10 protein-coding genes are annotated in these 13,744 nt (G+C 67.9%); 4 read left to right on the top strand and 6 right to left on the bottom strand.

Going from position 1 to position 13,744, the window contains the following annotated elements:
* Nucleotides 1–25: 25 nt before the first annotated feature.
* The 5 genes from B5D37_RS10045 to B5D37_RS10025 form a co-directional block, all read right to left on the bottom strand.
* A complete protein-coding gene (locus tag B5D37_RS10045; RefSeq protein WP_078758599.1) occupies nucleotides 26–853 on the bottom strand; it encodes a transglutaminase family protein in 828 nt (275 codons plus the stop codon).
* Complete coding sequence (locus B5D37_RS10040) at nucleotides 853–1,794, bottom strand: alpha-E domain-containing protein (protein ID WP_159447379.1); 942 nt, start codon at nucleotides 1,792–1,794, stop codon at nucleotides 853–855. Before B5D37_RS10040 ends, B5D37_RS10045 begins: the two co-directional genes overlap by 1 nt.
* Complete coding sequence (locus B5D37_RS10035; protein ID WP_078758597.1) at nucleotides 1,794–3,218, bottom strand: circularly permuted type 2 ATP-grasp protein; 1,425 nt, start codon at nucleotides 3,216–3,218, stop codon at nucleotides 1,794–1,796. The genes B5D37_RS10040 and B5D37_RS10035 overlap by 1 nt, the downstream gene beginning before the upstream one ends.
* A 62-nt stretch (nucleotides 3,219–3,280) precedes the next feature.
* The gene (gene putP / locus B5D37_RS10030) at nucleotides 3,281–4,750 is read right to left on the bottom strand and encodes a sodium/proline symporter PutP (RefSeq protein ID WP_200809226.1); all 1,470 of its coding nucleotides are present in this window, start codon (nucleotides 4,748–4,750) and stop codon (nucleotides 3,281–3,283) included.
* A 158-nt stretch (nucleotides 4,751–4,908) separates the two neighbouring features.
* Complete coding sequence (locus B5D37_RS10025) at nucleotides 4,909–7,074, bottom strand: TPR end-of-group domain-containing protein (RefSeq protein WP_143814254.1); 2,166 nt, start codon at nucleotides 7,072–7,074, stop codon at nucleotides 4,909–4,911.
* 175 nt (nucleotides 7,075–7,249) lie between these two features.
* On the opposite strand from B5D37_RS10025, the gene B5D37_RS10020 reads away from it, so the two are divergent.
* A complete protein-coding gene (locus B5D37_RS10020; protein ID WP_200809225.1) occupies nucleotides 7,250–9,694 on the top strand; it encodes a DUF305 domain-containing protein in 2,445 nt (814 codons plus the stop codon).
* Nucleotides 9,695–9,706: 12 nt separating this feature from the next.
* Here the strand turns inward: B5D37_RS10020 and B5D37_RS10015 are convergent, their stop codons facing one another.
* The gene (locus B5D37_RS10015; RefSeq protein ID WP_078758593.1) at nucleotides 9,707–10,918 is read right to left on the bottom strand and encodes a GGDEF domain-containing protein; all 1,212 of its coding nucleotides are present in this window, start codon (nucleotides 10,916–10,918) and stop codon (nucleotides 9,707–9,709) included.
* A 232-nt stretch (nucleotides 10,919–11,150) separates the two neighbouring features.
* Here B5D37_RS10015 and B5D37_RS10010 point away from each other — a divergent pair, with 232 nt between their 5' ends.
* From B5D37_RS10010 to B5D37_RS10000, 3 genes are all read left to right on the top strand, one after another.
* Nucleotides 11,151–11,630, top strand: coding sequence for a VOC family protein (locus B5D37_RS10010; RefSeq protein ID WP_078758592.1), 480 nt, complete (start codon nucleotides 11,151–11,153; stop codon nucleotides 11,628–11,630).
* Nucleotides 11,631–11,775: 145 nt separating this feature from the next.
* Nucleotides 11,776–12,453, top strand: a complete 678-nt coding sequence (locus B5D37_RS10005) for a TIGR00153 family protein (protein WP_078758591.1) — start codon at nucleotides 11,776–11,778, stop codon at nucleotides 12,451–12,453.
* 10 nt (nucleotides 12,454–12,463) lie between these two features.
* Nucleotides 12,464–13,711: an inorganic phosphate transporter gene (locus tag B5D37_RS10000; RefSeq protein ID WP_078758590.1), complete on the top strand. Its 1,248-nt coding sequence runs from the start codon at nucleotides 12,464–12,466 to the stop codon at nucleotides 13,709–13,711.
* Nucleotides 13,712–13,744 lie beyond the last annotated feature (33 nt).

Genomic DNA, 13,744 nt, shown 5'->3' with positions numbered 1-13,744 from the left:
CAAACAGGAACGCAGGCTGCGAACGTTACTGCGTAGTCTGCGCGGACTGCGTGATGCGCACATCCACGTCGAGTGTCTCGTCGCCCCCGCCACGGTGCAGGCCGCGGACGGGGGCGGCGTCGCGGTAGTCGCGGCCGCAGGCCACGCGCACGTAATGTTCGTCCGGCGAGACCCGGTTGGCCGGGTCGAACCCCACCCAGCCGAGCCCGTCGACGAACAGCTCCGCCCAGGCATGGCTGGCGGCCGCGTCGTCCGCCTCCATCGGGCACAGGTAGCCACTGACATATCGCGCCGGGTAGCCGAGGTGGCGGGCCGCGGCGATCAGCACCTGGGCGTGGTCCTGGCAGACGCCCGTACCGGCCTCGAAGGCCTCGGCGGCACTGGTGCAGGCGTCGGTGGTGTCGCTGACGTAATCGACCTTGTCGCGCACGGCATTGGCCAGGCGGTGCAGGCGTCCTAGGCCCTCGCCCTCGCCCTCGCCCTCGCCCGCCGCGGCATCGGCCAGGGCGATGATGCCCGGCGACGGCAGGGTCAATGGCGTGGGCTTCAGGAAGAACATCGGCGGCAGCCCGCCGGCGTCGTCACCGTGCACGCCGCTGCGGTCCAGGGTGCGCACTTGGGCATGCACGGCCAGGTGCAGTTCGCTCACCTGGCGGTCGATGGCGTGGGTGGCGACCGGGTTGCCGAAGCCATCCACGCCGGTGGGCTGCAGCACCTTGCCGTCCACCTCCACGCGCCAGCTCTTGACCTGCTGGCTCTCGCTGGGCGCGGGCCACATGCGCAGGGCCTGCACCACCAGCCAGGCGGCCTGGCCGTAGTGGTAGCGCGTGTGGTGCGTAACGGAGAGCTGCATCAGAAAAGATGTCCCTTGGCGATTCCCGCACCCAGGTCCCGGGTGCGATCGATCACATCGGTGAGGTACTCGTGCAGGCCGTCCTCTATGACCTGATCGGCGCGCGCGAAGCGCAGCTGGGCATACATGGTGTGGGCCTGGCGGCGGGCATCGGCGGCCAGCTCCGGATCCTGCGCCTCGATGGCATCCAGGTGCTGGGTGATCTGCTCGTAGCAGAACGCCAGCGAGCGCGGGAACACTGCGCGGGAGATCAGCAGCTCGGCCACGTGCGCCGGCTGTACCCGCCCCTTGAACAACACCCGGTAGGCACGCCGCGCGCCGACCACCCGCAGGATCGCCAGCCACTGGTAGTAGTCCACCACGCCGCCGACATCCTTCACGTCCGGCAACTGCACGTGGTACTTCACGTCCAGCAGGCGCGCGGTATTGTCCGCGCGCTCCAGGAACTGCCCGGTACGGATGAAGTGGTAGCTGTCGCGCCGCAGCATGCCGTTGGAGCACACGCCGTGGAACAGGCCCACGCGCGCCTTCACCCAGTCCAGGAACTCGGCCAGGCGGTCGGCATCCAGCGGCGCCTGGGTGAAGTCGGCCAGCTCCTGCGAGGTCTGGTTCACCGCTTCCCACATCTCGGTGGTCAGCGTGGTGCGCACCGAGCGGGCATTGCGGCGGGCGGTCTCGATGCAGTTGGCGATCGATGAGGGGTTTGCGCGATCGAAGGCGAGGAACTGGATGACGCTGGCCTCGTCGGCCGGCTGACCCGAGGCCTCCAGGCCTTCCTCGCAGCCGGCGGCGACCAGCGCCGATTCCCACTCACTGCTGCGGTTGCTGTCCACGCGCACGGCGTTCATGTGCCCGGCCACCTGCAGCAGGCGCGCCACGTAGTCTGCCCGCTCCATGTAACGGGCCAGCCAGAACAGGTCACCAGCGGTGCGCGCGAGCATCATTCCTCCAGCACCCAGGTGTCCTTGGTGCCGCCGCCCTGCGACGAGTTCACCACCAGCGAACCCTCGCGCAGCGCCACCCGGGTCAGGCCGCCTGGCACCACGCGCACCTTGTCGCTGCCCGACAGCACGAAGGGCCGCAGGTCCACGTGGCGCGGCGCCACGCCGGATTCAACAAACGTCGGCACCGTGGACAGCGCCAGCGTGGGCTGGGCGATATAGGTCTCCGGCTTGGCCTTCAGCAGCGCACGGAAATCCTCCAGCTCCTGCTTGCTGGCGTGCGGACCGACCAGCATTCCGTAACCGCCGGAACCATGCACCGCCTTCACCACCAGCTCGTCGAGGTGGTCGAGCACGTACTTCAGCTCGTCCGGCTTGCTGCAGTCATGCGTGGGCACGTTGGACAGCAACGGCTCCTCGCCGAGGTAGAAGCGGATCATCTCCGGCACGTGCATGTAGACGGCTTTGTCGTCGGCGATGCCCGCGCCCACGGCGTTGGTGATGGTCAGGTTGCCGGCGCGGTTGGCGAAGTGCAGCCCGGCGGCGCCCAGCGCGGACTCGGGGCGGAACACCAGCGGGTCGAGGTAGTCGTCATCGATGCGGCGGTAGATGACGTCAACGCGCTCCAGCCCGGCGGTGGTGCGCATGTAGCAAACATCGTTGCGTACCAGCAGGTCCGCGCCTTCGACCAGGTCGATGCCCATCTCGTCGGCCAGGAAAGCGTGTTCGTAGTAGGCGCTGTTGTGGATGCCCGGCGTCAGCAGCACCACCGTGGGCTCGCCGTGGCAGTTGGGCGGCGCGACCGAGCGCAGGGTCTCCAGCAGCTCGTCGGCGTAGTGCGCGACCGGCGCCACCCGCGCCTGGCGGAACAGCTCCGGGAACAGGCGCTGCATCACCTCGCGGTTTTCCACCATGTACGACACGCCCGAAGGCGTGCGGCAGTTGTCCTCGAGCACGTAGTAGTCATCGGGCCCGGTGCGAACCATGTCGATGCCCGAGACGTGCGAATACACCCGCCCCGGCAGGTCCAGGCCGTTCATTTCCGGCCTGAACTCGTCGTTGTGCAGGATCAGGCGTTCGGGAACCCGACCGGCGCGGATGATGTCGCGGTCGTGGTAGACATCGTGAAGAAAGGCGTTGAGCGCCTTGGCCCGTTGCTCCAGGCCTTGCCGCAGGCGCTGCCACTCGGCCTGCGCCATCACCCGGGGGATCAGGTCGAAAGGGATGAGCCGTTCCGCGTCACCACCTTCGGTATAGACGGCAAAGGTGATGCCGATGCGGCGGAACAGCACCTCGGCTTCGCGACGCTTGAGCGCCAGTTGCTCGGCCGGGGCCGACTTCAACCAGGCGTCTATCAGCGAATAAGGCGGCCTGATGTCATCGGGCCAACCCATTTCGTCGAAGATCGGTGGGGTGCTGGGCATCGGGATCCAAGTGCAGCGTTGGACCCATCATGCACAGCCGGATGTAAACAAAATGCACCCACTCAGGTACCGGGCAGTGGCCGGTGCTCATCCTGGTCCCGGGTCATCAGGCTGACGAAGTAGATCGCGGCCCATGCGGCGGCGAAGCCCGGGATGATCTCGTACACGCCCGGCCCTCCCATGAAACTCGCGTTCCAGCCGAGCAGGATCCAGCCGATCACCGTGGCCGCACCCACCACCAGCCCTGCGACGGCACCAGTGCCGGTCATGCGCGGCCACGTCAGCGCCAGCACGATCAACGGTCCGAAGGCTGCACCGAACCCGGCCCATGCATTGCTGACAAGGTCCAGCACCTTGGAATCGGGATCCCAGGCGAGGTAGGCGGCCACCAGGCCGACCAGCAGCACGCTGATCCGCCCCACCAGCACGGTTTCCTTCTCGCTGGCGTCCTTGCGCAGGAACAAGCGATAGAAATCCTCCGTCAACGACGAGGAGGCCACCAGCAACTGGCTGGAGATCGTACTCATCACCGCGGCCAGCAATGCCGCGAACAGGAAGCCGGTCACCAGCGGGTGGAACAACAGGTCCGCCAGCACGATGAAGATGGTCTCGGGGTCGGCGACCTCCAGCCCGTTGCGCACTGCGTAGGCGCGCCCGAAGATGCCCAGGCTGATCGAGCCGATCACCGAGATGGCCATCCACGACATGCCGATGTTGCGGGCTCGCGGAACATCCTTGACCGACCGCAGCGCCATGAAGCGGACGATGATGTGCGGCTGCCCGAAGTAGCCAAGGCCCCAGGCGATGGCTGATACAAAGCCCACCGCCGTGAGCCCCGAGAACCACGAGAGATAGTCCGGTCCCGCGGCGGCCAGCGTCTCCGAGGCGCCAGAGATACCCCCACCACCCGGCCCGAACAGCACCACCACCGGCATGATGATCAGGGCGAGCATCATGATCACGCCCTGGACGAATTCGGTCAGGCTGACGGCGAGGAAGCCGCCGATGACTGTGTAGGCCAGCACCACGCCGAGTGTCAGCGACACGCCCATTGCGTAGTCGCTCATGAAGTCGGACTGGAGCACCGCGCTGAAGGCGCTTTGGGCGAGCTTGCCGCCTGCCACCAATCCGGACGCGGTATAGACGGAGAAGAACACCACCACGATCAGCGCCGAGACGATGCGCAGTGCCAGCGCCCTGCTGGGAAACCGGTTGGAGAGGAACTGCGGGATGGTGAGGCTGTTGTTGTAGCGCTCGGTCTGCTCGCGCAGGCGCGGCGCCACCACGATCCAGTTCACCAGTGCGCCAAGCGTCAGACCGATGCCGATCCACGCCGAGACCAGGCCGCTGACGTACAGCGCGCCCGGCAGGCCCAGCAACAACCAGCCGCTCATGTCGGATGCGCCGGCGGAGAGCGCCGCGACCGAAGGCAGCAGCTTGCGCCCGCCGAGGGTGTACTCCTCGGACGACGAGGTCGAGTTGCGATACGCGTAGAAGCCGATCCCCAGCATCAACGCGAAGTACAGACCCAAACTGATCCAGACACCAATCGCCATAAATCCCCACTTTTGCAACGGCTATGGGCAAGTACCCATAACGTTGCAGTCAATCACAGGGAATGTTGCAGAAGCAAACCGCCCCCGGCCCGGCGATGTCATGCGGACGGCAGCCCGGGTGGTCGGTCACACGCCTACAGTACGGACAACGCAGCTTCGAAATCAGGATCGTTCCAGTACCGCTCGAAGTCCCGATCCCGCCTGAACTGCGCCGCCGGTTTGCCCAGTCGGACGGCAGCGGCGACGTGCCGCAGCATCTGCGCCTTGTCCCCCTGCAGCGAGTGGTAGCACGCCAGGTTGTACAGCAGGGTCGAGTTGGGATGCTCGTCGGGATCGAAGCCAGGCCCCAGCAGCGTGTTCATCACTGCGTTGCCCACATCGGCGTCCTGCGGGCGATGCACCGCCACCGCCAGGGTCTGGCTGACGATCACGCTGGTGTTGTACGCGACGCTGGGGTCGTCAGATTGCCCGGCCGTACGCGGATGCACCTCCTCCAGGTAGTGCCGCACCAGTGCCATCGACGCGTCCCCGCGGCCGCTGGAGTTCAGGCCACTGAGCAGGAGGGCATAGCCCTGGGTGATGAACGGCGTCGCCCGCGCCACCATCCCGGTGTCCCGCGCCAGCGCTTCGGCCTGGGCCTGGAAGCGAGGTAACAGGTCGTTCTCGCCCGCCAGCAGGCGCTGCGCGGTCTGCTCCATCTGGGCCACGCGCGTCGGTGGCGCCGCTTCGCCGTCACGCGCATGCCAGGGCCGGAACGGCGGGCGCCGCAGGTACTCGATGCTTGCCGGCTCGAGGGCCACGTCGGTGTCGCCCAGGCGCAGCAACAGCTGCATGTCATCGGCCTCGCCGAACAGATCCGGTGTCCGCAGCAGGAGCCTGGCGGGTCCATCGCCTCGCGGCAGCCGAGCGAAGGCGGCGCGGGTCGTGGCCGGATCAAGCTTCACCTCGACAACGGTGTGTTCGTCCCCGTCCCACGGCGAGCCCCACTCCACCCGCATGGCGGTCGGCGGCCCGACAAGTGGCGGGCTGTCCGCGTCCACCGCCACTTCCGGAGCGCTGATGCGCATGCGCGCCGGCCTGGCACGCAGCCACCGATGGGCCTCGGCGCCGTTCTCCAGCACCACCGTGCCGGTCACCGCATCGCGCTTGGTTTCCGGGCCTTCGAACGCAGGCTCCCACGCCGGCAGGGACTGTGCCGGGGCAGGAACATCGTGCGGACTCCGTCGCGGCCGCACGGCGTACAGGCCGAAGTCGTCGCGGTAGTGCTCCCACAGCTCTTCCTCACCGGCGAACTCCATGTAGCCACGCATGTGCACCCGCAGCCACGGGCTGGCACCCGGCATGACGCTGGAGGGGTCCCACCAGTCCACCGCGTGCAGGAACTCGTAGTCACCCTTCTGCCTGGCTACGAACACCTTGAACTGCAGCACCTCGTCGCCCAGCCGCAGGCGCGTGTGTGCATCGCCGAACCAGTAGCGCTCCGGCAGGCCCCCGGGCAGGTCCGGCGCCAGCGACTTCAACACCCCCCCGACGACGGTCTCGGCCACGTAGCCGCGCACCCCGCCCTCCAGGTGGTAGCGCCGACGGTCGAAGTCGACCACCTCCACGCGCACGGGCGCGCCGCCGTAACCGCCTTCGAACGACCCCGGCCTGACCTCCACCATCAGTGGCGCCGGCAGGCCCAACCCCTCCAGACAGGTATCACGCCAGGACAGCTCATCGTCGGTGGACGAGCGCGGGGTGCAGTAGGTATCCACCCGCTCGCGATGCCGGCTGATGTCCATCTTCCAGGCCTTGTCGCCGTCCCACAGCCACGCCCAGGCACTCTCCTTGTCCCGGCCAAATGCCACCACCCGGGCCGCGGCCAAGACGGAATCCAGCTGCTTTGCATCCAGCGCGTTGCCGTCGACCTGCGGCGCGTAGGGCTTCTGGACGCGCGCACCGGTGTGCACCCAGTCAACGAAGCTGTCGTCCCCGAACGAGATGCCGTTGCGGTGCATCCAACCCGGTTCCTTCAGGCTGTCGAGCAGGCGTCCGTCGGCACTGAAGCGCCACAGGTAGCCGTCGGCGACCACGATGACCTCATTGCGCGCGGGCAAGGCGAACATGGCCTGCACGTGGCCCTTGATCTGCCGCCGTACCTCCAGCTTGCGGGATGCGGCGGTGTTGTCCGACAGGCGCGGAAACCCGGGATCGCGCGGGGCGGCGAACAGCGTCGATGCAAGGCTTGTCATCAGGAGCACGCACACGGAGAGCGCCAGCACCTGGCCGGCGGAGAGGAGTTTCCTGGGGATGGGCATGCACATGGTGCGCGGAAGCGTGCCGTAGAACCGGGGCCGAAGCCACCGCTGCCGCCTCTGCTAGATTCGCAAGGCCCGACGCATCGTGCGTCACCTTCGTCCCGGCCACAGGAACCCATCGATGACCCGATCGCGGATTGCGCCCACTGCTTCGCCACATGCACGAGCCCTGCGTGTGCGTCCGCCCCTCCTGCTCGCCATCCTGCTGGCCGCGCCGTTCACGCCGGCCATGGCGCAGGTCAGCATCGTCAACCCCGGTGCGCCCGGCGCGGATCCGCGCGTGCTCACCCCCGACGATGCGGTGCAGATCGCCGGCTCCCGCTATTCGCAGGCGGACGTGCGCTTCATGCAGGACATGATTCCCCACCACCACCAGGCGCTGGAGCTCGCGGCACTGGTCGGCGAGCGGACCAACTCGCCCACGCTGATCGAAGCGGCCGGGCGCATCGAGGCCTCGCAGCGCGACGAGATCAAGTTCATGCAGCAATGGCTGGCCGAGCGCGGCGAACGCGTGCCGGATCCGCAGGCGCACGCGGCCATGCACGGGTCGCACGCGATGGCCGGCATGGTGTCGCCGGAAGACATGGCGGCACTGGCCAACGCCGAGGGCTCCGATTTCGACCGCCAGTTCCTGCAACTGATGATCAGCCACCACGCCGGTGCGCTGGAGATGGTCGAGGACCTGCTGGAGCAGTCCGGCTCGGCCTACGACCCGACGCTGTTCGAGTTCGTCAACGACGTCAGCAACGACCAGGCCGCCGAGATCGAGCGCATGAGCGCCCTGCTGGCCGACGTCGGCAGCGATCCGCGCACCGGCCTGGCCGCCGGCTTCCGTGACGCCGGGGAAGCCATCGAGAACCTGCGGCTGGTCGCTTCGCTGCCGAAGCCCGCGGGATTCTTCGACCCCGAGAACCCGGCCGGGCTGCCGCTCGAGCCCGAGAAGGACGAGGACGAGAAGGAAAAGGACGAAGAAGCGCTCGCCAAGCAACAGCGCGACCAGGCGTTCAAGCGCTACAAGGGCGAGTCCACCGGCAAGGCGCGGCGTGGGCTGCTGAGCTTTGCCAACACCGACATGGCGTTCTCAGGGGACGTGCTGGTGGTCGGCAACTACCACGGCTTCAACGCCTACCGGCTGGGGGCCGACGGTGTGCCGACGCTGGCGAGCTCCGTCGTGTGCCCAGGCGGCCAGGGTGACGTGTCCATCGTCGGAGATCTCCTGCTTATGTCGGTCGAGGAAACCCGCGGCCGGCTGGACTGCGGCCTGCAAGGCGTCATCGAGGACGTCTCGAAGGAGCGCTTCCGCGGCCTGCGCATCTTCGACATCAGCGACCTTGCGCGGCCGAAGCAAGTCGGTGCCGTGCAGACCTGCCGTGGTTCGCATACCCACTCGGTGGTCTCCAGCGACGAGGAGCGCATCGTGGTCTACAACTCCGGCACCGCCTCGGTCCGCGAGCAGGACGAGCTGGAGCGCTGCGTCGACGAGCTCGCTGGCGACCAGCGCACCGCGCTGTTCCGCATCGACGTCATCGAGATCCCCGTCGCCGACCCTTCCAGGGCCCGGATCATCGACAGCCCGGCGGTCTTCGCCGACGACGAAACCGGCACATTGGCCGGCCTGTGGCGCGGCGGAGACCACGGCGATCAGACCCAGGAAACCAACAAGACCGACCACTGCCATGACATCACGGTGTTCCCGGAAGGCAACATCGCGGCAGGCGCCTGTTCGGGCAACGGCATCCTGTTCGACATCACCGACCCGATGAAGCCCACGCGCATCGACGCGGTGATCGACCCCGGCTTCGCCTACTGGCACTCGGCCACCTTCAACAACGATGGCACCAAGGTCATCTTCACCGACGAATGGGGCGGCGGCTCGCGCCCGCGCTGCCGGGCGTCGGACCCGCGCAACTACGGCGCGGACGCCATCTACGATATCGTCGACGGCAAGCTGGTCTTCCGCAGCTACTTCAAGCTGCCGGCGCCGCAGACGGTGACCGAGAACTGCGTCGCCCACAACGGTTCGGTCGTGCCGGTCCCGGGCCGCGACCTGTTCGTCCAAGCCTGGTACCAGGGCGGGCTGTCGGTCATCGACTTCACCGATTCTGCCAACCCGTTCGAGATCGCCTATTTCGACCGCGGCCCGGTCGATGCCGAGAAACTGATCACCGGCGGGTTCTGGTCGGCGTACCACTACAAGGGGCGCATCTACGGCACCGAGATCACCCGCGGGCTGGACGTGCTGGCGCTGGAGCCGAGCGAGCACATCACCGGGAACGAGATCACCGCCGCCGCGCTGGCTGCCGGGGACGCCGTGTTCAACCCGCAGCAGCAGTTCGCGGTCACCTGGCCGGCGTCGCCGGTGGTGGCCAAAGCCTATGTCGACCAGCTCGCGCGCAGCGGCTCGCTCGACGCTGGTCTGGAGGCCGAGCTGCGGTCGGCGCTGGACGCTGCCCGCACCGCGCTGGCGGGCCCTGCGCCGACCGCGGACCGCGCCCTTGCCAACCGACTGCAGGCGCTTGCCGGTTCGGTGTCCAGTGCCTCCGATGCCGAAGGCCGCGACTCCCAACGCCGAGCATCGCTATCGGCACTTCTGACGGACCTGGCGGAACGACTGCAGTAGCCGCCCAGGCTTTCAGGAGACAGGTGTTCCGGGGAAGCGGAGCTCCCCCGGGGCAGGGTGCGACAGCACCACGACGCGGTCGCGCCCCCCGTGCTTGGCCTGGTACAGGGCGATATCGGCCGCGCGCAGCAGGTCCGTATGGCGCGGGATGTCGCGCGGGCGCAGCACGGCGACGCCCGCACTGACCGTGATGGGATCGATCCGCGCGTCCGCCGCATGCAGCTCGAGCGCGGCGATGTCGCGGCGCACGCGTTCACCCATGGCGTGCAACTGGTCGGGCTGGGGGTCGTACCAGATCAGCGCGAACTCCTCGCCGCCATAACGGGCGGCCAGGTCCAGCGGGCGGTTCGCGTGCGCGCCCAGCACATCGGCCACGGCACGCAGCGCGGCGTCGCCTTCGCCGTGGCCATGCCGGTCGTTGAACTGCTTGAAATGGTCGACGTCGATCAGGGCCAGTCCGACGTTGCCACCCTCGCGCGCGGCCTGTTTCCAGACGCGCTCCAGGTGGTCATTGAAGCTGCGACGGTTGTGTATTCCGGTCAGCCCGTCGCGCTCGGCCAGCTCCGACAGCAGCCCGGCCGTCAGGAAGCTGGCGCGGGCCCGGTGCTCCAGGGCATAGCCGCCCCACGCCCCCAACACGTTGGCCAGCAGCATGTACGACAGCTGGTAGGTCAGGATCATGCGGTCGGGCTGGACCAGCGGTACCAGCACCACGAACATCGCCAGCGCGATGAGGTTGGACCCCAGCGCCTGGCGCCACGGCAGGCCGAGCAGCAGGTGGATGACGAAGGGCAGCAGCAGCGTGCCCTCGTACGGCACGGGAGCACCCAGCGCCAGTGACAGCACCACGATCCCGACGGTGCCGCACCCGACGACCGTGGCGGTCAGGAAGACCACCGGCGTCAGCACCGCGCGGCTTGCGGTGCGATAGCTGACCGCCAGGGCGACGACGAGGGTCGGAACGATCAGCAGGAGGCGGATGGCCGCCGTCCAGCGAGAAGCCTGCAGCGGGATGGTGGCCAGATCGATGGCCACGAACGCGAGGTAGGTCGCAATGCCGATCCACGATACCCAACGCATCCAGGCCAGGTTCGTGAGGTACTGGGCGTCGCGGAACCCCGCCTCCAGCGCCGGCCCGAACAACAGGCGCGCGTGACCGCGCTCCATCGCCTCTCGGTAGGGCGAGGTATAGGTGGTATCGAACGGCAGGTGGTGCGGAGGCATGGAGGCTTGGAACCCTTCGTGGCAGGTGATGCGCGCGGCGGGAAGTACCCGGCAAGCGCGGATCCGGCGCGGCTGGTCGAAAGTCCATGTCCTGCGGTCCTTATCGGCCGCCAGCACGCAATATTGAGTATCGAGCAGCACTACCGCCCGTGTGTCGATTTCCGGGCCCTTCGCTCGTCGATCAGGATACGCGGGCGCCCCGCCCGCCCCGGCAACCCCGAGGAGACACCGCATGATTACCAAGAACACGATCTGCCTGTGGTACGAAGGCGATGCGCTGGAAGCCGCCAGGTTCTACGCCGAAACCTTCCCCGACAGCTCGGTCGATGCCGTGCATCACGCGCCCGGCGACTACCCCGCCGGCCAACAGGGCGACGTCCTGACCGTGCAGTTCACCGTGATGGGCATCCCCTGCCTCGGGTTGAACGGCGGCCCCGCGTTCAAGCACAGCGAGGCCTTTTCCTTCCAGGTCGCCACCGACCACCAGGCGGAGACCGACCGCCTGTGGAACGCGATCGTCGGCAACGGCGGACAGGAGAGCGAGTGCGGCTGGTGCAAGGACAAGTGGGGCCTGTCCTGGCAGATCACCCCGCGCGTCCTCATCGCGGCGATCACCGACCCTGACCCGGCGGCGGCCAAACGTGCCTTCGACGCGATGATGACGATGCGCAAGATCGACATCGCCGCGATCGAAGCGGCGCGGCGCGGGTGACCGCGGCCAACCCCCGCCGGACCGCGACTGAGCCCCGGGGGTCCCACCAGGGCGGGGCCGGCCCAACCGGCCCGTGCTTTCGTTGATAATTACGCCCTGATGACAGCCGGCGCGCCTGCCGGCCACCACTCCAAGGGACCCCCACATGGCTAACAGCTTCGTCGCCAGTCTTTTCGGCCGATCGCCGGTCCGCCCGCTGCAGAAGCACTTCCGGGAAGCCGCGGCCTGCGCGCGTGAGCTCGTGCCGTTCATGGAGGCCGTACTGCGCAGCGACTGGGACGCCGCGACGGCATCGCGCGACCAGATCGTCGCCAAGGAGCAATCCGCGGACGACATGAAGAAGAGCGTGCGCCTGAACCTGCCCGACAACCTCTGGATGCCGGTGGCGCGCGCCGACCTGCTCGACCTGTTGATGGTCCAGGACCGGGTGGCCAACACCGCCAAGGATGTCTCCGGCATCGTCATCGGCCGGCACATGGCTTTCCCCACCGAGATCGGCGAGCCGTTGATGAAGCTGGTGCGCCGCTGCATCGACGCCGTCGACCAGGCCGAGCGCAGCGTCTCCGAGCTCGACGAACTGTTCGAGACCGGCTTCCGCGGCGCAGCGGTGGAGGTGGTGGAAGAGATGATCGGCCAGCTCGACGCCATCGAGGACGATACCGACCAGCTGCAGGCCGAAGTCCGCGCCGCCCTGTTCGTGCGCGAAAAGGACCTGCCGCCGGTCGACGTGGTGTTCATGTACCAGGCCATCGAGTGGATCGGCGAGGTCGGGGACTACGCCCAGCGCGTGGGCAGCCGCCTGCAACGCCTGCTCGCCCGCTGAGGACCGGACCATGGACCAGATGACCCTCTACATCGCGCTGGCCGCGGTCTTCGGCCTTTACATGGCCTGGGCGATCGGCGCCAACGACGTCGCCAACGCCATGGCCACCTCCACCGGCGCCAAGGCGATCAGCTTCAAGCAGGCGGTGATCATCGCCGCGGTGTTCGAGTTCGCCGGCGCGGTGCTGGCAGGCGGCAACGTCACCTCGACCATCCGCAGCGGCATCGTCGATGCCAGCCTGTTGAGCGGCACGCCGGAACTGATGATCTACGGCATGCTCGCCTCGCTGCTGGCCGCCGCGGTATGGCTGAACGTGGCCTCGAAGTTCGGCTGGCCGGTCTCGACGACCCACTCCATCATCGGCGCCATCGTTGGCTTCGCCGCGGTCGGCATCGGCATGGAGGCGGTGCAATGGGGCAAGGTCGGCCAGATCGTGATGAGCTGGGTGGTGTCGCCGCTGGTCTCCGGCGTGATCGCCTTCGTCATCTTCCGCACCGTGCAGATGCTGATCCTCGACCGGGCCGACCCCATCGAGCGCGCCCGCCGCTGGGTGCCGGTCTACATGCTCGTCGCCGCCTTCCTGGTGGTGATGATGACGCTCACCAAGGGGCTGAAGCATGTCGGGCTGGACCTGACGACGTCGCAGAACGTGGCCATCGCCACGGTCATTTCGATCATCGTCGCGGTGGCGGGCAAGTTCATCATCGACCGCATCAAGGTCGACCCGGCCGCTGATCGCAAGTTCCGCTTCGCCACCGTGGAGCGCATTTTCGGCGTGCTGATGGTGATCACCGCCTGCTCGATGGCCTTCGCACACGGCTCCAACGACGTCGCCAACGCCGTGGGCCCGGTGGCAGCGGTGATCTCCGTCGCCACGACCGGCCTGGTCGAAGGCGAGTCGGCGGTGTCCCCATGGGTGCTGCTGCTGGGCGGCGGCGGCATCGTGCTGGGCCTGGCCACCTACGGCCGCCAGGTGATGCAGACCGTCGGCACCCAGATCACCGCGCTGACCCCGAGCCGTGGGTTTGCCGCCGAAATGTCGGCGGCCAGCACCATCGTGCTCGCCTCCAGCACCGGCCTGCCGATCTCGACCACGCACACCCTGGTGGGCGCCGTCCTCGGCGTGGGCATGGCCCGCGGCATCTCGGCGATCAACCTCACCGTGATCCGCAACATCTTCCTGTCGTGGCTGATCACCGTGCCCGCCGGCGCCGTGCTGTCGGTGATCTTCTTCTTCATCCTGCGGGCGGTGCTGTAGGGGGACGCGCCTGCTGGTCAACGGGACACGGAT

The organism is Lysobacter spongiicola DSM 21749, assembly GCF_900167055.1.
Taxonomy (GTDB): domain Bacteria; phylum Pseudomonadota; class Gammaproteobacteria; order Xanthomonadales; family Xanthomonadaceae; genus Novilysobacter; species Novilysobacter spongiicola.
This window is presented reverse-complemented; position numbering and strand designations above follow the sequence as displayed.